The organism is Limnospira indica PCC 8005, from assembly GCF_000973065.1.
GTDB classification, from domain to species: domain Bacteria; phylum Cyanobacteriota; class Cyanobacteriia; order Cyanobacteriales; family Microcoleaceae; genus Limnospira; species Limnospira fusiformis.
Map to the genome: position 1 here is coordinate 2,651,522 of NZ_FO818640.1, position 19,496 is coordinate 2,671,017.

At 39.9% G+C, this 19,496-nt stretch carries 19 protein-coding genes; 15 read left to right on the plus strand and 4 right to left on the minus strand.

All coding sequences use genetic code 11. The features are described from left to right. The first annotated feature begins 44 nt into the window (after window positions 1-44). The 15 genes from trxA (at window position 45) to XZ46_RS11640 (ending at window position 16,536) form a co-directional block, all read left to right on the plus strand. Window positions 45-371, plus strand: coding sequence for a thioredoxin (trxA, locus tag XZ46_RS11575; RefSeq protein WP_006625831.1), 327 nt, complete (start codon window positions 45-47; stop codon window positions 369-371). A 120-nt stretch (window positions 372-491) separates the two neighbouring features. After that, window positions 492-1,769: a glycosyltransferase gene (locus XZ46_RS11580; RefSeq protein WP_008050650.1), complete on the plus strand. Its 1,278-nt coding sequence runs from the start codon at window positions 492-494 to the stop codon at window positions 1,767-1,769. A gap of 204 nt (window positions 1,770-1,973) precedes the next feature. Further along, window positions 1,974-3,149: a glycosyltransferase gene (locus tag XZ46_RS11585; protein ID WP_006625828.1), complete on the plus strand. Its 1,176-nt coding sequence runs from the start codon at window positions 1,974-1,976 to the stop codon at window positions 3,147-3,149. 202 nt (window positions 3,150-3,351) lie between these two features. Then, window positions 3,352-3,486 (plus strand): hypothetical protein, encoded by a 135-nt coding sequence (locus XZ46_RS37520; protein WP_006625827.1) that lies wholly within the window; start codon window positions 3,352-3,354, stop codon window positions 3,484-3,486. Further along, window positions 3,459-4,466, plus strand: coding sequence for a sulfotransferase family protein (locus XZ46_RS11590; RefSeq protein ID WP_228116535.1), 1,008 nt, complete (start codon window positions 3,459-3,461; stop codon window positions 4,464-4,466). The genes XZ46_RS37520 and XZ46_RS11590 overlap by 28 nt, the downstream gene beginning before the upstream one ends. Then, window positions 4,463-5,797, plus strand: coding sequence for a glycosyltransferase (locus XZ46_RS11595; RefSeq protein WP_006625825.1), 1,335 nt, complete (start codon window positions 4,463-4,465; stop codon window positions 5,795-5,797). The genes XZ46_RS11590 and XZ46_RS11595 overlap by 4 nt, the downstream gene beginning before the upstream one ends. A 60-nt stretch (window positions 5,798-5,857) precedes the next feature. After that, entirely contained in the window at window positions 5,858-7,048 is a 1,191-nt protein-coding gene (locus tag XZ46_RS11600) for a glycosyltransferase family 4 protein (protein ID WP_006625824.1), read from the plus strand. Between the two features lie 22 nt (window positions 7,049-7,070). After that, a complete protein-coding gene (locus tag XZ46_RS11605) occupies window positions 7,071-9,092 on the plus strand; it encodes an ABC transporter ATP-binding protein (RefSeq protein WP_006669696.1) in 2,022 nt (673 codons plus the stop codon). 14 nt (window positions 9,093-9,106) lie between these two features. Further along, complete coding sequence (locus XZ46_RS11610; protein ID WP_006625822.1) at window positions 9,107-10,309, plus strand: glycosyltransferase; 1,203 nt, start codon at window positions 9,107-9,109, stop codon at window positions 10,307-10,309. A gap of 17 nt (window positions 10,310-10,326) precedes the next feature. Further along, on the plus strand, window positions 10,327-11,286 hold the full coding sequence (locus tag XZ46_RS11615) for a glycosyltransferase family 10 domain-containing protein (RefSeq protein WP_008050654.1): 960 nt from the start codon (window positions 10,327-10,329) through the stop codon (window positions 11,284-11,286). 15 nt (window positions 11,287-11,301) lie between these two features. Next, window positions 11,302-12,471, plus strand: a complete 1,170-nt coding sequence (locus tag XZ46_RS11620) for an acyltransferase family protein (protein ID WP_006669698.1) — start codon at window positions 11,302-11,304, stop codon at window positions 12,469-12,471. 32 nt (window positions 12,472-12,503) lie between these two features. Beyond that, window positions 12,504-13,478, plus strand: coding sequence for an Npun_R2821/Npun_R2822 family protein (locus XZ46_RS11625; RefSeq protein WP_008050656.1), 975 nt, complete (start codon window positions 12,504-12,506; stop codon window positions 13,476-13,478). A 14-nt stretch (window positions 13,479-13,492) separates the two neighbouring features. Next, the gene (locus tag XZ46_RS11630; protein ID WP_006625818.1) at window positions 13,493-14,374 is read left to right on the plus strand and encodes an Npun_R2821/Npun_R2822 family protein; all 882 of its coding nucleotides are present in this window, start codon (window positions 13,493-13,495) and stop codon (window positions 14,372-14,374) included. A 29-nt stretch (window positions 14,375-14,403) separates the two neighbouring features. Further along, complete coding sequence (locus XZ46_RS11635) at window positions 14,404-15,435, plus strand: Npun_R2821/Npun_R2822 family protein (protein WP_006625817.1); 1,032 nt, start codon at window positions 14,404-14,406, stop codon at window positions 15,433-15,435. 36 nt (window positions 15,436-15,471) lie between these two features. Next, a complete protein-coding gene (locus XZ46_RS11640) occupies window positions 15,472-16,536 on the plus strand; it encodes a polysaccharide pyruvyl transferase family protein (protein WP_006625816.1) in 1,065 nt (354 codons plus the stop codon). A gap of 60 nt (window positions 16,537-16,596) precedes the next feature. Here the strand turns inward: XZ46_RS11640 and XZ46_RS36570 are convergent, their stop codons facing one another. The 4 genes from XZ46_RS36570 to XZ46_RS11655 all read right to left on the minus strand — a co-directional run bounded on the left by XZ46_RS36570 (window position 16,597) and on the right by XZ46_RS11655 (window position 19,391). Then, window positions 16,597-16,974: a polysaccharide pyruvyl transferase family protein gene (locus XZ46_RS36570; RefSeq protein WP_008050657.1), complete on the minus strand. Its 378-nt coding sequence runs from the start codon at window positions 16,972-16,974 to the stop codon at window positions 16,597-16,599. Window positions 16,975-16,977: 3 nt separating this feature from the next. Further along, the gene (locus tag XZ46_RS36575) at window positions 16,978-17,661 is read right to left on the minus strand and encodes a polysaccharide pyruvyl transferase family protein (RefSeq protein ID WP_008050658.1); all 684 of its coding nucleotides are present in this window, start codon (window positions 17,659-17,661) and stop codon (window positions 16,978-16,980) included. A gap of 37 nt (window positions 17,662-17,698) precedes the next feature. Further along, on the minus strand, window positions 17,699-18,517 hold the full coding sequence (locus XZ46_RS11650; protein WP_006625814.1) for a hypothetical protein: 819 nt from the start codon (window positions 18,515-18,517) through the stop codon (window positions 17,699-17,701). Window positions 18,518-18,578: 61 nt separating this feature from the next. After that, window positions 18,579-19,391, minus strand: a complete 813-nt coding sequence (locus tag XZ46_RS11655) for a sulfotransferase domain-containing protein (protein WP_008053647.1) — start codon at window positions 19,389-19,391, stop codon at window positions 18,579-18,581. Window positions 19,392-19,496: the final 105 nt, after the last annotated feature.

The following is a 19,496-nucleotide window of genomic DNA, read 5'->3' on the forward strand; positions in this document are numbered from 1 at the left end:
GAGGTACAGCGATATATAATGGGAAATTGAGCAATAGCTAATTCATGGGGATTATGGCAGTTAAAAAGCAGTTTCAGAATTTTCAGGAACTTCTTGAGAGTTCCGAAGTCCCTGTTTTGGTGGACTTTTACGCCACTTGGTGCGGTCCCTGTCAAATGATGGCTCCGATTTTGCAGGAAGTTAACCAAGAGATGAAAGAACAAATCCAAATCGTCAAAATTGACACCGATAAATATCCGCAAATTGCCTCGGATTATCAAATAGAAGCTCTCCCAACTTTGATATTTTTTAAAAATGGTCAACCGGTAGACCGTTTTGAAGGGGTTAAACGCGCACCAGAACTGATTAAATGGCTTTATGGGTTGCTGTAACCTACGGAGTGGCGATCGCTTGTGGGGGTGTTCCTTTTATAGGCGATCGACTATGAAACTTGAAGTGCGTCAATAAATACCTTATGGTAATTAGGCTTATATTTGGTGTGGGAGTCCTGGATGTATCCCTTTTCTAGTTCCGGTTCCGGTTGTGGTGACATGAAGCCACACAATAGTAAAGTTGTCAATACTTGCACCCCAGAGATTTATGGTCTTTTACCTGTTCCCGAAGGTCCGTTAAGGATTTCTGGAGAAGTTCCACAACCAACGGATTTGGATCGTCCGTCAATTCTGCTGTCCGTAGCTATTCCCACTTTTCGGGAAAGCCAAAATATACCCATCTTGATTGATCGCCTCACCGGGTTATTAGATCAAGTCATTCCTAGACAGTATGAGTTGATTGTAATTGACGATGATAGCCCCGATCGCACTTGGGAAGTCGCCACCAACATAGCTACTTATTATCCCCAGTTGCGGGTTATGCGCCGCCGAGGAGAAAGGGGTCTATCAACCGCCGTAATTAGAGGCTGGCAGGTGGCGTTGGGTGAGATTTTAGCTGTCATTGATGCTGACCTACAACACCCCCTAGACACGATACTACAATTGTGGTCGCAAATCCAGTCTGGGGCTGATTTAGCTGTGGCTAGTCGTCATGTTTCTGGGGGTGGGGTCAGTGATTGGAGTTTGGCGCGACGGATTTTGTCTCGTGGCGCACAAATGCTGGGGTTGATGATTTTACCCGGGGTAGTGGGTCGGGTTTCTGATCCTATGAGTGGTTATTTTATGCTGCGGCGCGATACCCTGGCTAATATCGACCTCAACCCCGTGGGATACAAGATTTTGATTGAGGTATTGGGTCGGGGGAGAATTGCTAACATTCAGGAAGTCGGCTATGTGTTCCAAGAACGTCAGGAGGGGTATAGTAAAGTTACCAGTAGGCAGTATTTTGAGTATTTACAGCATTTGCTAAGATTGCGGATCGATAATTGGCCAGTGGGTCGGTTTGTCAGATTTGCAGTGGTCGGGTTTAGTGGCTTATTTGTCGATATGGCTATCTTTTATCTGTTATTAGATGGCTGGGGTTTACCCCTGACCCTAAGTGCAGTGCTATCGGCGGAAATGGCGATTATCAATAACTTTATCTGGAATGATCAATGGACTTTTCGGGATTTGTCTCGCCAACAGTCTGGCGGTCATCGAAGACTTAAAAGATTGTTAAAATTTAATCTGATTTGCCTGATGGGGTTAGGATTGAATGTAATCATACTCAACCTGTTGGTTTCGGTGTTGGGCTTAAATGCCTATATGGCTAAATTGGGTGCGATCGCGATCGTGACATTTTGGAATTTCTGGGTTAACCTCAAATTGAGTTGGCGAGTTACAGAGGTCAAACCATAAATTTGCCAATTCGAGTTAGGAGTCAAGCCCCATATTTATGGAAACAATAGATCAATTTTCATACCCAAGACTTATGTTATTTAGACCCAGACCACCTTTAACATGATTTGAAAAAATCCCCAGCAAAAATCATACCTAAATCCGTTAATTAATTAGTAAATTTTATCAAAGTCGCAAATGCTCTGAAGGAGGTAATTAATAAGAATGAAAGTTTCCATAATTGTTAGCGATTTATCCTCCCAAGGTGCAGGCCGGTGGGGTGGTGCTGTGCGACCATTTTTGTTGGCTAAAGCCCTCAAAAAAATAGGCTGTGAGGTGGAAATCGTTGGTTTCTCTCGCCGAGATAAAGAAGGGTTAAGCTCTAGTCCAGATGTGCCAATCATTGCCATCCCCACTCATCCGTCCTATCCCAGGTTTTTGGCTTCAGTACCCAAATTTTTTAGTCACATTACTGGAGATATTATTTATGTTTATAAGTCCAAACTACCTACATTAGGTATAGCTTTACTGCACAAAATCAAAAGTGGCTGTCCAGTAATTGTAGATATAGATGATTGGGAGTTAAGTTGGAGTGGTGGTGATGAGTATCAATATAAACCCTCTGTATTTCAATTATTAAAGGATATATTGGAACCCGGTGGAGCATTGCACAACACCGATCATTCAATATATCTAAGATGGGCAGAAAAGTTAGTGGCTAAGGCTGATGCTGTCACTATCCACACCCAGTTTCTACACGATCGCTTTGGTGGGATTTACCTACCTAATGGTAAAGATACCGCACTGTTTGACCCGTCTCTGTACAATCCAGAAAATAGTCGTGAGAAATATGGTCTCAGTAATTATCGCATCCTAATGTTTCCCGGCGCTCCCACCTATTCTAAAGGGGTACAAGATGTTTTAACAGCATTGGACATCTTAAATCAGTCAGATATCAGATTAGTAATTGTTGGTGGTAGTCCTTATGACGACTATGATCAGCAATTGACAGAAAAATGGGGGCGATGGATTATCAAACTTCCCAAGTCTCCACCTGCTGTTATGCCGGAAATTGTAGCTGCTGCCCATATTATTGTGGTTCCTCAAAGAGATACTCCCAGGTCTCGAGCTCAGTTTCCTTTAAAACTTACAGACGGAATGGCAATGGCTAAACCTGTGTTAGCTGCTCGTGTTGGCGATATTCCTGAAATTTTAGGGGATACAGGTTACTTAGTTGATCCTAGTTCACCTGAACAAATTGCGGATACGTTACAATTAATCTTTTCCGATTTAGAAGCAGCTAATAACAGAGCATTAAAAGCCAGGGAAAGATGTAAAGAGTTTTACAGCATTGAAGCTATGGCTAATGTTTTATCTGGTGTGATAGAAAAAGTCCTATAGATTGAGAGCGCATGATTCCGAGGAATGGTTCATATAATGTTAAGAATTACTTGGCGATGATTGAGGCAGCAATAATTGTCTCAGAAATGATCAATGGACTTTTCGGGATTGGTCTTGCCCACAGTCCGATCTTCGTCAAACAGTTAAAATATTATTAAAATTTGGTTAAATTGCTCTGGTTAAGTTAGCATGGAAGGTGATAATGTTCAACTGGTTAGTTTCTCTGTTGGGCTTAAATGCCTATAGGGGTAAATTGGGTGCGATCGCGATCGTGACATTTGGGAATTTCTGGGTTAACCTCAAATTGAGTTGGCGAGTTACAGAAGTGAAGATGTAAAAATTGAAGTGAGGATAACAGCAGCTCCAATGACAATGCCAAATTTTCTTATTATCGGTGCTGCGAAGTCAGGAACCAGTTCTTTAGAATATTATCTCAAGCAGCATCCACAGATTTACATGAGTTATGCTGAAGAAATGCACTTTTTTGCATTTGAGAACCAGAAATTGAACTTTCAAGGAATTGGCGACATTTCTTTGATGCGACGGGCTGTTACCAGCCTAGATGATTACCAAGCTCAATTTCAAGATGTTTCTGAGGAAATAGCAATTGGTGAAAAATCAGCTTGGTATCTTTACCATCCGAAAGTACCGGAAAGAATCAAGCATTACATTCCAAACGTTAAACTCATCACTGTACTTCGCAACCCAGTAGATAGGGCTTATTCGAGTTTTTTGCATCTCATTCGGGATTACAGTGAGCCGATTCATGATTTGGAAGTGGCTCTGGAAGCGGAACCACAGCGCATTGACAACAATTGGGAATATTTGTGGCATTATCAACAGGCTGGATTTGATTACCAGCAGCTTCAACGATATTTCGATATATTTGCTCCTGAACAAATTGGAATTTTTATTTATGAAGACTACCGGAAAAATCCAGAAAAGTTTCTTGTAACTATTTTTGATTTTTTGTGTGTAGACAAAACATTCAAGCCGGACTTGTCAAAGAAAATAAATGTGGGAAAACTAAAGGCAAAAGTTCCTAAAAACCAGACCTTCCATAATTTTGGGAGTGAACCCAATATCATTAAATCTATGGTTAAAAATTTTTTACCTATCAGCTTGAGGGAAAGGATTCGGGAGGGACTCAAACAGACAAATTTAGGTCAGCCTCCACTCCAGCCCCAAGTCAGAAAAAAAACTCTTAGATATCTATCGGTCAGATATTATGAATTTAGAAAGGTTGATTTCCAAAGACTTGTCTCGATGGTTAGAACCATAAATAGACCCATAAACTGTTTGATTGATTCAATATGAAAGTCATCCACAGTCTAAGTTGGTATTTTCCCCAGAGTTCCGGTGGTACAGAGGTCTATGTTGATGGTTTGGTGCAAGAGTTGCGATCCCTAGGAATAGAAAGTGTTGTTGGTGCTTCCCTAAATGGAACAAAGGAGCAGAGCTACCAACATAATAACATTTCCGTTTATCGTTATCCTTTATTTCCAAATCCGACTCAGGCACAACTTTACGAACTCGAACCTCCAACCGGTTTCAACTATTTTTCATCGTGGTTAGCCGACCATAAATCAGATATATACCACCAGCACTCTTGGCGATTCGGCTGTGGAGTACACCACCTTAATTGTGCTAAGGAAAACGGTTTAAAAACTTTAGTGACCATTCATATGCCAGAACCCTTATGTCTTAGGGGTACTATGATGCTACATGGCCAACATCCCTGTGATGGAAAAATTCAAGACGTGCGCTGTAGTCAATGCTTGGGATTGCCGGCAAAAGTGCCGAATTGGGCAATACAAGGATTAAGTCGAGTGCCCTCGTCTTTAGCCACGAATTTTCAAACTCAATTAAAAACTTCGAGTTCGGTTCGATTGCAGCAGTTAGGAAGGACAATAGGTACACCTCCAAAAGTTATAAATCATCAAAAAAAACTGCACAGAATGTTCGAGCTTTCAGACCTGGTTATTGCGCCTTGCCAGTGGATTTATGACGGCTTAATTGCGAACGGTTTTGCCAGAGAAAAAATTGTTTTGTGTCGCCAAGGAGTCTCGAATTTTAATAGAAATTTTGAAAAAAAGCAGAGCCAAGAAAAAAAATTAAAAATCGGCTTTTTAGGACGTTGGCAGGATACTAAAGGAGCGCAAATGTTGGCAGAAGCAGTACATCGCCTGCCACCAAATTGTCCGGTAGAACTGATTATTCATGGTATGGGTGGAAGTAAACAAGATCTGGCGAATCGAGAAAAAGTGATGGCTTTGGCATCTACCGACTCCCGAATTAAAATAGCCGATCAACTTGCGAGGGAAGACGTTCCAAAGGCTTTGGCACAATTGGATCTCTTGGCCGTACCTTCCCAGTGGTTGGAAACGGGGCCTCTTGTCGTTCTCGAAGCTTTGGCTGTGGGGACTCCAGTTATCGGTTCCAAACAAGGTGGAATTGCTGAATTAGTCCGTCACGGCATCGATGGTTGGCTGGTTCCCGTCACTGTAGAAGCTTGGCAAGAAGCCATTGCCTATCTCGCTGTGAGGCGAGATGTAGTCCACCAATTAAGTCAGTCTATAAAGCCAGTCCGGACGATGAAAGAAGTTAGTAAAGAAATGGTTGTACTTTATCAAAAAGTGTTGAATTAAAATTAGAGAACCCAATTGTATAATTGATTCACTCAAAATTCATGAAAGTCAAAAAAAAGTATGAAAGTCCAACCCCATGATTTCAAAAAATTGAAAATTTCGATCATCAGCCCAGAAATGTCGGGGGCTGGAGTGGTGAGGTCTTTTTTGCTCGCCCAAGCTTTAAAAATGCTAAATTATCAAGTAGAAATTCTGGGTTTTTTGGTAGAAGGTAAAAATATTTATGTGACTCCAGCTTTTGATGTTTCTATTTTCTCCGTAGCCGTAGATGATAATTATCAAAATTTCATATCCGCATCCCCAAAAATTCTTGAAAAAGTTGATGGAGATATCATTTATGCGGTTAAACCCAGAAGCAGCAGCTTCGGTATTTCTCTAATTAAAAAAGTCATGAGTCGTCGCCCCTTAGTGTTAGATATAGATGACTGGGAACTCAGTTGGCAGGGAGGGGATGACTGGAAGTATAGCCCAAATCCGAAGCAATTAGCCAAAGATATCTTGAAGAAAGATGGGGTTCTCAGGAATCCAGACTATCGTTTCTATTTAAAGTTGATGGAGAAATTAGTGTCCTATAGTGATGCCGTGACTGTCAATACTAAGTTTATTCAAAATCGCTTTGGTGGTGTATATTTGCCCAATGGCAAAGATACGACTTTATTCGATCCGAGCAAATATAATCCCGAGATGAGTAGAAGTCGTTATCACCTCAGCGAATATAAAATACTAATGTTTCCCGGCGCTCCCAGACCCTATAAAGGGGTAGAAGATGTATTGATGGCTCTCGATCTGATTGACCAGTCGGATTTCAAGTTGGTAATTGTTGGGGGTAGCCCCTATGATAATTATGATGATATACTCATGGAAACGTGGGGACGCTGGATTATCAAATTGCCAAACTTTCCAGCCGAAAAGATGCCGGAGATCGTTGCCGCCGCCCATGTTATTGTGGTTCCCCAGCGCGATCACCCGGCGACTAGGGCGCAGTTTCCCCTGAAGCTGACCGATGGAATGTCTATGGCTAAACCTGTCTTGGCGAGCCGAGTTGGTGACATTCCCGAAATTTTAGGAGATACTGGGTATTTGGTCGAACCGAACTCTCCTGAACAAATTGCTGACACACTCCAACTGATATTTCAAGATTTACACGTTGCTAATGATAGAGGATTACAGGCTAGAAAAAGATGTGTAGAATTGTACAGTATTGAGGCGATGGCAAATGTTCTGTCTAATGTGATTGATCAAGTCATGTAAATTTTAAAAAGGGGAATAATTTATGTCATCGGAAAAATTACTGTTAAATTTTGCTAGAAAATACCCGGTCAGAATTGTAGTTATCGTCATTCTGGGATTTTCAGGAGCCATATTTAATGGGGTCAGTACGACCTTGATTGTCCCGATTATTCTCAATATATTAGGGGTGCAAGCTAACCTAAAAGATGCCCCAGCATTGATTCAAAATATCATGTCTCCATTTGACTCAGTGCCAGAAATATACCGTCTACCCTTAATGACAGGAGCTATTTTACTAGCGATTATTTTAAAAAATTTAACTAACTATGTCAAAAGTTTGGCTTCCAGTGCGTTAACTCGTGCTTTAACCGCTGACATGAGAGAGTCAGGCTTACGGTTATTACTGAATGTAGATTTGGACTATTACTCTCAAATGAAGGTGGGGGATATCGTCAACAGATTAGGGGGTGAAATCAGTAGAGCATCAAGTACCATTAGCACATACATTGGGATGCTCATAACATCGATTACAATTTTAGTATTTGTGGCGATGCTGTTGGCAATTTCCTGGCAACTGACATTGGTAGCTACAGTTTTGCTTTTATTCGTTACAGCCATTAATCAGGTAATAGTTAATCGTTCTAAAAGATTTGGTAAAAAATTGTCAGAACTATCAAGAGGATATTCAATTAAACTATTAGAAATACTTAATGGTATTAGATTGGTAAAATCTACCGGTAATGAAGAACAGGAATATGAACAAGTTAGCCAGTTAATTCGCGATCGCGAAAAAGCGGATTTTGAGGAGCAGGTAAACTCAGCAGCTATTGGACCCATCAATGAAGTCGTTAATATTTTAGTGATTCTTTTGTTAGTGATGATCGGCAGGATATTTTTGCAAGAACAAGTATCATCATTGGCAACCGTTCTGCTCACCTATTTATTTGTACTATTTAGAACTCTTCCCCTAATTTCCGGGTTAAATAGCTCCCGAAGTCAAGCAGCCAATAAATCGGCATCCGTAGAAATTGTGCATGACTTTTTAAGACAGGATAACAAAAGTTTTATGAAGAATGGTGAGCAAGAATTTAAGCGTTTAGAGAAGGAAATTCATTTTAATCAAATCTCTTTTGCTTATCCAGGGCATAAAGATATGGTCTTAAAAAATATCGATTTGCACTTGCCACGGGGAACTACCTTGGCCTTGGTTGGGGGCTCTGGTTCAGGAAAATCAACCTTAGCATCCCTACTCCCTCGGTTTTATGATCCGAGTCAGGGTGCGGTGATGATAGATGGAAAAGATTTGCGCGATTTTGAGATAAAAAGCATCCGAAAGGCTATGGGAATTGTGAGCCAGGATACATTTTTATTTAATGCCTCAGTTCGCTACAATTTAGCTTATGCCAAGCCAGAGGCCACAGAAGAACAAATCATTGATGCAGCTAAACGAGCCAATGCTTATGAATTTATTGAAAATTTGCCCCAGGGCTGGGATACCCAGATTGGCGATCGCGGTGTGTTATTATCGGGAGGTCAAAGACAACGACTAGCCATTGCTAGAGCTTTGCTACAAAATCCCGATATACTTATCCTAGATGAAGCCACCAGTGCATTGGATACAGTCTCAGAAAGGCTGGTTCAAGAAGCGATTGAAGAACTCAGCAGAGAACGGACAACTTTAGTGATTGCTCACCGTCTTTCCACTATTCAAAAAGCTGATCAAATTGCCGTTTTAGATGAAGGAAAAGTAGCTGAAGTCGGCAGCCATGATGAACTACTAGCTCAAGGGGGAAAATATGCCCGCCTCTACACTTTGCAGTTTGCCGACGAAGCCGAACGCGATCAAGCAATTATCAAGAGTTCCTACGATGTTCGGACTCGTCTCAATCCCATGATTGGTTTCTTGCAATTACTGTCAGAGGATATGATCGATGAACCCGAAGAACGCGAAGAACTCTTAAATGAGTCTTATCATTCGGCTACCCACATTCTGGAAAGTTTAGAGTTTATCGAACAAAGTGTTAAACTTCGGCTAAGTAAAAGGCAAGAATCATCCTCAAATTAAGGAATAAATTTTCAATGGCTAAACATTACCTATTTTTTACTCAAAAGACTCTCCCTCAACCCAACGTAGCGAGTTTAGTTCAAGTGGTTCATTCGGCGAATGCCGCGGCAAATTTGGGCTACCAAACTGTTTTGGCTTATATGAGTCCCCAAAAGTCCACTTTTAACCCAATTGGGTTGATGCGACCCTTTAATCCCCAAAAGCCAGAGCCACAACTGATTGAACAATATAATATACAAGAATACCTCAAAGTCTCTCCCTTACCCATGCCGTGGCCTGTGAATGCCAAGTGGGGTGGTAAATGGACAAACTCTAGCACTGTTGTATCAAAATACTACTTGCCTGTTCATATCAAACCTGATACTAAAATTGTTCATACTCGAGATTGGAATTTCGCTAAAGCTGCTATTAAACATAGATTACCAGTCATCTACGAACAACACCATTATGATCAGAAAAAATTTCCGCCAGAAATTGTTAGATCTCCCTGGTTTCAAATAGCGGTTACAGTAGCAGATACTGTTAAAGATAATTTGATTGCTAACGGTATGCCTCCCGAAAAAACTATCAAACTTCATAACGGTTTTAATCACCTATTTATATGTAGACATGATCAAGAAGCCGAAGAATGGCGAAAAAAACTTATCCCAAATGAACGCAACCATCTAGTTGTTTACTCGGGGGGACTTTATCCTTTTAAAGGTGTGGATCTGCTCATTGATGTGGCTAAAAAATTACCCAAAATTCAATTCGCATTTGCTGGAGGTAATCAATCTCAGGTACTAGAGTACCAAACAAAAGCCAAAGATAATCAAGTTGATAATGCTGTATTTCTGGGTTTTCTCCCTCAAGATCAACTCGCCAGTTTACTGCAAGCAGCTGATGTTTTAGCTCACCCTCATCTCATGACTGAGGCAGCAACTTTTACATCTCCTTTAAAGTTTTTTGATTATCTAGCATCAGGAACCCCCATTGCCGCCAGCGAAATTCCCCCGTTAAGGGAATTTAAGTCATCAAATATTGCGGTGGGATGGTGTGAACCAGACCATCCCACCGTTTTCGCTGAGTGTATTGAAAAAGTTTTGTCAACCTATCCTAGAAAGACGGGAGGATATCCAGAAACTATTGAGTTTGCTACTCAGTTTTCTTGTGAAAATCGAATCACGAAAATTCTCAGTTATGTCGATGAATCAATGCGACCAGAGTTAGTTAATTAATCATAGGTAAAATCAAAATGGAACCCCAAATTGTTGGTATGATTACCAGTTACCCAAACGCCAATCAAACAGATTGGTTGTGGCAACAAACCCCTGATCATTTTGGCAGATGGGGAAATATCGCGATCCAGTCAACTCATCCACATCCTGATTTCTTACTCCTGTATCAATTTGATTTTCCTAAGCCTCGTCAAAAAACTTCCTGGCGCGATCGCCTGCAAGACTTGGTTAAACCACAGCAACCAGCACCCGATCTCAGGGAAAAATTTAGGGGTGTTCCCAAAGAACGCATGATTTATCTGCTCCGAGAACCGCCTTTAAGTAAAGTCGTTGAAAGAACTCAATATAACTACCGGCAGGCTGAATTGTATTGTGATTATGTTTCTGGACCAGATAACTTTGCTCCAGTTCCTGATTATATGCCAGCCATTTGGTATCATCATAATTCCTTTCGAGAACTTAATGAAATGGAACCACCCACCAAAGAGCTTTTTTGTTCTTGGATTACTTCGGGAATTAATCGCAGTGAAAACCATCAGCAGAGGTTGAATTTTTTAGGACTAATGCAAGAAGTAAATGTGGAGTTTGATTTGTATGGCCGCCAGTTGCCTCCCGCCTCCAACTATCGAGGACAACTAAGTAATAAATGGCAGGGTATGGCACCTTACTACTATAATTTAGCGATTGAAAATTATGCTGACAATGATTTATATGTGAGTGAAAAGCTCTGGGATTCTTTGTTGGCTTGGTGTTTGCCAATTTATTATGGAGGACCGGCAGCCGATAAGTTATTACCACCTGGAAGTTTTCTGAGATTGCCAAGCCTGGATGAAAAAGGGTTAGAATACATTAAGGAGGTGACTGCTACTGCTGATGCTTGGTATGAAGCTAGAGAGGCGATCGCCGAAGCTAGACAAATTATTTTGCACAAGCTTAACTTACTCGCTTGGTTGGACAATTTTGCCAAAAATCATTAAGCATGGAGCAACTCAATGGCTAATAATTCTCAAGAGGGAAATACCAAAAATTCTCAAAGATTGTGGGAGTTGGATGTGCTGCGAGGAATCGCAGCATTAAGTGTGGTCTTATTTCATTACACCAGTCAGTATAGTACACTGTATGGGCATTCCGATCAAGTCTGGTTTTATTGGGGATTGGGACGACATGGAGTTGAGTTTTTCTTTATTGTCAGTGGTTTTGTGATTTTGATTACCCTGGAAAGAACGAAAAGCTGTTTAGACTTTATAATCAAGCGCTTTTCTCGACTGTATCCGGCTTACTGGGTGGGGATTATTTTGACATTTACAATTACAGCGATCGCTCAATTACCAGATCTACAAGTCAGCTTCTCAGACGCTTTATTAAATCTGACAATGTTTCAATGGTTATTTAATGTTCCCAATGTAGATAAGGTATATTGGACTCTCAGAATTGAAATTTGTTTTTATATAATGATGTTACTCATCTACAAACTGAGACTTTTAAAGCGCGTAGAAGTAGTCGTATCTGGATGGTTAGCATTAACTTTATTTTATTCGATTAAAACTTATATGGCAAGCCGAGGATTTGAATTTTCATATAGTGAAAATTACTTAGAAGCAAATAATTATTTTTTAATGGGTAGTTCAACTTTAAACAACCTTGATTATTTATCAATGGGAATAATTTCTAACTTAAAAAGTATAGTACGCGAACTAATTATCATTAAATATGCACATTTATTTATCGCAGGATTAATGATTTACAAGGTGAATAAGCAAGGTTTTTCGATTCATAGATTCCTGATAATTATGATTTGTGTTTTGGCCCAAAGGTTTGCTTATCCCTGGGAAAATTCTTGGTCTACAACTATTATAGTAGCCAGTTTTATAGTGTTACTATATTTGGGAACTCAGGGTTATTTGAAATGGCTCAGGTTGCAGCCGTTAATTTTTTTAGGCACTATTTCTTATAGCTTATACCTAATCCACCAAAATATCGGCTATGCCTTGATTAGACAACTTTACCAATATGGTTTTAATCCTAACCTAAGTATTATCCTAGCCATCATTTTGTCTATAGCTTTGGCATCTGCTATCACCTTTATGATAGAACTACCCGCCAATCAGTGGTTAAGGTTAAAATATCAAGAATATCAGAATAAGTTATTGTCATCAACTTGAACCCAACTCGCGATTTTAAGGAGGTCAGAATTATGCGTGGTATTTGCAGTCTAGGTAACGATGTTGTTTATGATCAGTTAGTAGGACTTCTCAACAGTATAGATGCAATTTTGGGTCCAGAAACCCCCGTTTGTATCTATCCATTTGATGATCGCATCGAAAAAATTGCCGCCGAAATTGCCAAGCGACCTAACGTCACCCTTTACGATGATAAGGAATCAATCCAGCGTTGGGATAGTTTTATGGCCGCGGCGGCTCCAGAAAGACTGAATAAAGAGAAATTTAGATTATATGGCGCTCATCGGCGGTTTTGTGCCTTCGATGGTCCTTTTGACCAATTCATTTATATGGATGCCGATACCCTGGTCATGAACTCTTTAGATCCCGTGTTCGACAAGTTACAAGAGTATGACTGGGTAGTGTATGATTTTCAGTTCACAGATCCGACTAAAATCTATAACTTACAGTCCCCAAAATTGCCAGAAGTTTTTGACAAACAGAGGATCGATTCAGAAATATTCTGTTCCGGTTTCTACGGTTCTAAGCGCGGGGTATTTGACGAAGCAACCAGAAACGATCTGTTATCGAAGTTAAAAGCGGGAGAGTATGAGATTCTCTATCCGGGGGCGGGGGAACAGCCCTTGCTCAATTATATGGTCATGCGTTCTGGAATTCCCAGTTACAATTTTGCCAAAGGTTTGCCAGACTCACAAAAGACCGGGTGCAGCGCCACTTCCAAACATTTTGAAGAACAAGACCACATCTTGTATGATAAAGGCAATCGACTCACTTACATCCATTATATCGGTGTTCAACCTGAGTTAATTTCTCGCGTTTGTGCGGGTGAAAATCTTGGTTTTCCATATCGGGATGTGTTTCTGCACTATCGCTATCTCCACGAACCGGAGCAGCGTCCAGTGTTTACCACACCCCCAAAAACTGAGAATTCAGAAACCCGGCAGAGTTTGATGAAACGAATTCTCAGAAAATTGAAATTAACTCGTTAAGAATAGGAGAATTTATGACCCGAGGAATTTATATTGTCGCCAACGATCGCGTCCAGGAAAATGCGATCGCCCTCCTGAATAGCATTCGTCGCCATAATCAGAGTGTTCCCGTGGTGATGATTCCCTTTAATGAGGAATATCATCAAGTTTTTAACACCTTAAATCGTCTCCATGATGTGCAGCTATTTCCTAACTTAGAATTCCTCGAAGAATTAACCCAAAAAGTGGGAGCAATTTTTGACAGAGATTTTCTCAAACTCCCCAATAAAATGCGAAAGCTGGCCGTCTGGTTTGGGCCGCTACAAGATTTCCTTTATATTGACACTGATATTATTGTTTTTGAAGACATTGCAGCTAACCTCGATTATTTATCCGAGGTCGATTTTTTCTGCTGTGACTATCATCACGCTGGCGAAAAATTGCGGAATATTTTTTCCCCCGTCGTTATCGAACAAAATATCTTCAGTGAAACCGATTTAGAAGATGTCTTTAACAGCGGTTTTTGGGCTTCTAAAAAGGGTGCAATTACCTTAGATAAACTATACCACACCTTGCAGGAATGCTCCCAACACCGGGAGTATTTTGACTTTACACAGGGTGTCACCGACCAGCCAATTTTTAACTATCTGGTACTCAAACATATTCCCAAACGTGGTAATTTGGTCAAGCGTCCCGGAGGAGATGTCGGGAGTTGGGCCGGTTCTAAACACTTTCAGGAGCGGAACCATATCCTGTATGATAAGGAGAAACCTTTAAAGTACCTTCACTGGGCAGGTACTCCCTTAAATCCTGGGCAAAACTATTGGGATATCTGGGAATATTATCGTTATCTCCATGAAGGAAAACCAGCATGGCAGAGGAAACTGAGCCGCTTATTTTCTTTTCTAAAACCCTAAAAAACTAGACCTAGACAAGGACTAAACCTATGACAGACGGTATCTATACTTTTGCCAATGATGTCGTTTACGACCAACTCGTTGCTTTACTGAATAGCATTGAAGTCAATGAAGGTCGAGAACTACCCGTATGTATTATTCCTTACAATAATCAGTTAGATAAAATTCGTGCGGAAGTGGCTAAACGTAACCATGTCACTTTGTTTGACAATCAAGAATCAATTGCTTTTTGGGAAGACTTTATGACTCAAGCCTGGAAAGCCAATCAAACCGCCCAAAAGGTTTGGAAAGAGCAGGGCAAACCTGAAGTTCGTCGGGTTAATTTTGTCAGAAAGTTATGCAGTTTTGATGGGCCTTTTGATAAATTCATTTATATGGATGCAGACACCCTATTAATGAACTCAGTTGATCCAATTTATCAGAAACTCAATGATTATGATTGGGTGGTCAATGATTTTCAATATAAATCGGAGATGCACTATATTTATAATCCCGAAAAAATCGAGATTTTGGACAAAGTTATCGGCTTAGAAAAAGCCAAATCTCAGATTTTTTGTGCGGGATGGTTTGCTTCAAAAAAAGGAGTTTTTAACCCCGCAAAAATAGCCGAGTTACTTAATTACTTGAAATCCGGTGATGCCGAAGTTTTGTCGTTACGAGGCTCGGATCAACCCCTTTATAATTACATGGTTTCTCGGAGTGGTATTTCTTTCTACAATTTTGCCTACCATAATTTAGAACAAGCCACCGGAAGCCACTGGTCTTCTACTTTTGATGTCGTGGATAACGTGCTTTATGATAAAGGTCAGAAAATTACTTACATTCATTTTATGAGCATATCTGCTGGTAAGTTTACTCAGCTTTGCGGTGGTGAGGATGTCAAAATTCCTTATCAGGATGTGTTTTTGCATTATCGATATTTGAAATCACCGTCAGACCGTCCTCAGTTGAAGCCACCGAGTTGGTTGGTTCAGGTACAGAGAAACCTTAAGAATGCGATCGCTAAAATAAGCGATCGCGTCATCTCAAAAATCCGTAAAATTAAACGGGGTTTATCATAATTTGGTCCCCAGTCGGCATCAAAATTAAGGTTTCCCATGCAAAACCAAGAACAGAAGCCAATGAACATCCTGCTAATCGGATATTACGGACAAAGAAATATCGGCGATGATTTGTTTGTCAAACAGCTAACCAATTATTTTTCCTGCCAATCTAACGTCGGCAAAGTTTTCGTTTTATGCAAGGAAGATTATTACCCCAAAATTAGCGAAAAAGTTATTTATTTTTCCGAATCAAACTTGCCCAAATTAAAGAAGCTGGGATTGATTTTACGCAGTGATTATATCTTTTGGGGAGGGGGTACATTAAATATTGGAAGTAGCCCCCCTAAAAATTTATTGAGGCTGAAAACCTTATCCAAATTAATGGGCAAAGGCTTTGGTTTTTTGGGAGTGGGTTTGGAAGGGAGTAATTCCGAAAGCTACCAGTTATTTGACAAGTGCTATTTGCTCTACCTGAGAGATAAGTATTCTTATGAACTGGCTTTAAATAATTTTAAGAATACACAATTTATTTGTTTGGGAGGAGATTTGGCTTTTTTAGAACTCACTTTTTACGAACCATTTATCGCGACAAAAAATAGGTCTGAATTCAAAAATATATCATTTTCTGGTAAATATTGGTGGGGAGAAGGAAGAGGGGAGTTTTATGCCAAACAGTTGATTCCAGTTATTGAAAAATATAACTCAGTTATTCATTTACTTCCCAGTCATGTGGGAGACGAAACAAATGACAATCGGTTTCATGAATTTTTGAGGAAGTATCTGCCAGAGAAAAATTGCCAATTACATTCATGGCAAGAACCGCAAGAATTTATCAAAATTTTAAGTGAAATGGACTTTCACCTCGGAAACCGACTGCACTCCATTATCATTGCTGATATTTTAGGAGTTCCCAATATAGGTATCCAAAAATCTGGCTCTAAAATTGACAACTATCTTCAGAAAACTGGGGTATTACCACAGGAAAGAAGGGTCGATGTCCTGGGAGAGATTGGACTAGACCGGATGGAGAAAATTTTCAACCAATATCAGCGTCCAGACGCATTTATTAAAAATGAGTCTGAACAAGTCAAAAAATGTTTGGAAATCATTGGGCAGTAAAAACTAATTATCAATGCAATTGCCTCTGAAACTTTGGTTCATTCATCCATGCATTCTAAGTTAAATCGGATATATTTTCAATATTTCTCTAGCAGCATTTTCGACATCTGAGGCATCTTGAACAAATTTACAAAAGGGAATTTCGTGAGTCCAAGTTTCATAAAATGATTGATTTTTATAGTAAGAATTGGCTAAAAAAACGTGGGGAATTTCTAATAAAATGCCAAGTATATGACCGTGGAGACGGTTGGTAATTACTAAACCGTGAGGTTTAAACTGATAAACTCCATCATGCATAAATTTCCAGGAGTTCAAGTGCCAAGATGGGTTATCCATTTGCTGAAATTTGACAACGTAGGGATGGAATAACTTCCACTGTTGCCGAGAAAACCATTCCTTTAATCTACCTTGTTGAATGAGAGTGGTTAAGCCTTTCAACGATCAAGCACTGGGAGTACCTTGATACTCGTAGGATGCCCAATCCTGTGTCACCACATTCGGCAAATTCAGGGTTTTTGGCGCTGAGTCTTTGTTTAACTCTTTCCCAGTTCGACAATGGTACAGGATAGAATTAGAACGATGATTTTTGTTTGGTAAACCTGGCATATTAACCAGTTGAAAAGCCATATCGGGAGCTAAGAAAACTCGACAGCTATGGAAATATTCAAGAGCGATATTGTAACTGTAATTTTCTCGCGCAAATATGGTTAGATTGGGGTGGGAGTTAAATATATTAGCGACCTTATTTAAACGTTCCTGCTCCGTAAAATAAATGCTTTGGGGTAGGATAATTATTGGGCGATCGCCATACTCCGAAATAATCTCTTCATAAAAATTTATATGTTTATAAATATCGTTTAAATTCCCTCCACCCGTAAAGATTAGAGGAGATTGTTTGTCGAGCTTTGGCTCAATCTGACCTTTTGATAAATTCTGAACTGCGACATGGTTGATGGTACAGCCAACCACGTCAGTTAGATACAAAATTGCTCCTAGCCAAATTAAATGGTCTCCTATATTGCCATAATTGGGGTAGTTAAGCAATGCACATTTTTCAAAACTTCCTACGTTTCCTAAAGCCTGATGCAGCTCTTCCTTAATAATTTCTGGTTGGGAAATATCCATTTATTTTTCCTTATTAGTAAAGACAAGTTGGCAGATTCTAACCATAATAAAATTCCCAATCTTTCAAGGCTTTAATGCGAGCCAAGTTTAACCTTGAGTGGTACTTCAGTTTAAATTTAAGTTCGTCTCCCATGGTTTTAAGTTGAGAATTAGGCAGTTTTTCCGTTGGGTCTTTAGAAGCATCCAGGTGTCTCCTCACTTTAATTAAATCTTGAAAACCGTGGGTATTAACAGTCCATCCCACCTTAGCAGCCGCTAAACCGATCGCATTTCCATCTCCTCGATGAATTTGTCTCAATTCCAAATATCTGCCAATTCTACCCCACTGTTTAATAAACTCTTTTTCTCTGCCTTCATCCCTCGCCACAATATACAGAGCTTCTTGAATCCAAAAGGTATTCTCTAAGGAAATCCCTAGTTTGGAGGCTATTTTGTGAAAAGCTTCTCGTTCTTTCGGTATTTTTTCTCCCAGATATTTCTCTTTCGCATCAAGATGGCCGATAATATTTTGGAATTTACCTTGGCCAGATGTGATTCCAGGCTGCCAATCTATTTCCGGCACTTCTTCAATAATTGTTGTATCGGCATCAATATGAATAGCAACCCGAAATAATGACAAAGCCTTTTCAATTACGAAACGGCGATCGTGGAAACAGTAGAGGACACCCTGAGACTGATGAGGAAACGCTAAAATATTGTTTTGATCCCTTAAATCTTCCGGTAAGTCTGTATAAACGACTAATGAAGTTCCTGGAGAATACTGTTGGATATCCTGAGCCAGTTGTTTCACTAACCGTCGGTACTTTTCACCCAGAGCCAAGGTACAAAAACAAAAATCTTTATCACGGTTAATCATGATTTGTCCCTACTATGGCTATATATCCCATCTTACTATAGATTAGAGTTGAAGGTAGTTATCATTTGTGTTGTTTTGTAAAGTAATTATAACCATAATTGGGGTCTAACTCCTGAGCAAGTTTTTTCTCGATAAAATCGATGTCCTCTAGTGAGATCTTATCTTGATACCCTCCGACCTTTGCTTCTCTGACTTTTAAGGATTCTTGATCGATATTGGGATGGGTTTCGTTTGGCAACTTTCTCTGAGTTTCTTTCTCTCTCATTTGCTCAAATGATGCCCGTTTGACTGCTTCTTGAATCAAGCTGTCACTAACTTGTAAACCCAAGAATTTCATGACTTTTGTCAACTCTCTCTGAGTTTCTTGACGGATATCCTCATATCGTAATAGCAAAAATGATTTAGGTAGATCATGATATCCCTTCCAGGCATTACATAAAGCGATGAAGTCGTCCAGATAATACCCTTCGCGAATGAATTCAGATAAACTCTTCTGAATCCATTTAGGACTTTTATCTCTCTTGGTTTTCAGAAAATAGTTAGATATCACAGCATCTCTGGGATCTCGAACTAATAAAATTATGTTCTTGTCTCGGTAATCCTCTGGATTCTTAAATCGCTCGTGGACGGCTTTTACATAAGGAATTTTAGGACTTAATTCGGCAAAATAGGAAATATTTTCAGGGTCTATATTATTCAAGCCTGATAACGATTGGAAGACATTTCCAATCATTACCCGCAGCCAAGTTCTACCACTATTCGGCTGTGATATTATTAAGTATTTAGCGGCATCACGCTCTCTGTCTTCCTGGCTTTTATGGGGGTCAATAATGGCTTGAATTCGCTTTTTGAGAGCCAGAATTTTGGTTTTCATGATATTTAGTAAACCTTGCTAATTTAACTACAACCCGACCCGACCAGATGATTTATCAAACATCATATTGATGTGTTTAGATACACTGAAATCGGAAAAAACATG

Coding starts and splice junctions, on each gene's coding strand:
- XZ46_RS36575 (WP_008050658.1), bottom strand. CDS start 17,661: ATGGATATTTCCCAACCAGAAATTATTAAGGAAGAGCTGCATCAGGCT.
- XZ46_RS37520 (WP_006625827.1), top strand. CDS start 3,352: ATGTTCAACTGGTTAGTTTCTCTGTTGGGCTTAAATGCCTATAGGGGT.
- XZ46_RS11580 (WP_008050650.1), top strand. CDS start 492: ATGTATCCCTTTTCTAGTTCCGGTTCCGGTTGTGGTGACATGAAGCCA.
- XZ46_RS11625 (WP_008050656.1), top strand. CDS start 12,504: ATGCGTGGTATTTGCAGTCTAGGTAACGATGTTGTTTATGATCAGTTA.
- trxA (WP_006625831.1), top strand. CDS start 45: ATGGGGATTATGGCAGTTAAAAAGCAGTTTCAGAATTTTCAGGAACTT.
- XZ46_RS11650 (WP_006625814.1), bottom strand. CDS start 18,517: ATGATTAACCGTGATAAAGATTTTTGTTTTTGTACCTTGGCTCTGGGT.
- XZ46_RS11605 (WP_006669696.1), top strand. CDS start 7,071: ATGTCATCGGAAAAATTACTGTTAAATTTTGCTAGAAAATACCCGGTC.
- XZ46_RS11615 (WP_008050654.1), top strand. CDS start 10,327: ATGGAACCCCAAATTGTTGGTATGATTACCAGTTACCCAAACGCCAAT.
- XZ46_RS11635 (WP_006625817.1), top strand. CDS start 14,404: ATGACAGACGGTATCTATACTTTTGCCAATGATGTCGTTTACGACCAA.
- XZ46_RS11630 (WP_006625818.1), top strand. CDS start 13,493: ATGACCCGAGGAATTTATATTGTCGCCAACGATCGCGTCCAGGAAAAT.
- XZ46_RS11640 (WP_006625816.1), top strand. CDS start 15,472: ATGCAAAACCAAGAACAGAAGCCAATGAACATCCTGCTAATCGGATAT.
- XZ46_RS11610 (WP_006625822.1), top strand. CDS start 9,107: ATGGCTAAACATTACCTATTTTTTACTCAAAAGACTCTCCCTCAACCC.
- XZ46_RS11620 (WP_006669698.1), top strand. CDS start 11,302: ATGGCTAATAATTCTCAAGAGGGAAATACCAAAAATTCTCAAAGATTG.
- XZ46_RS11655 (WP_008053647.1), bottom strand. CDS start 19,391: ATGAAAACCAAAATTCTGGCTCTCAAAAAGCGAATTCAAGCCATTATT.
- XZ46_RS11585 (WP_006625828.1), top strand. CDS start 1,974: ATGAAAGTTTCCATAATTGTTAGCGATTTATCCTCCCAAGGTGCAGGC.
- XZ46_RS11600 (WP_006625824.1), top strand. CDS start 5,858: ATGAAAGTCCAACCCCATGATTTCAAAAAATTGAAAATTTCGATCATC.
- XZ46_RS11595 (WP_006625825.1), top strand. CDS start 4,463: ATGAAAGTCATCCACAGTCTAAGTTGGTATTTTCCCCAGAGTTCCGGT.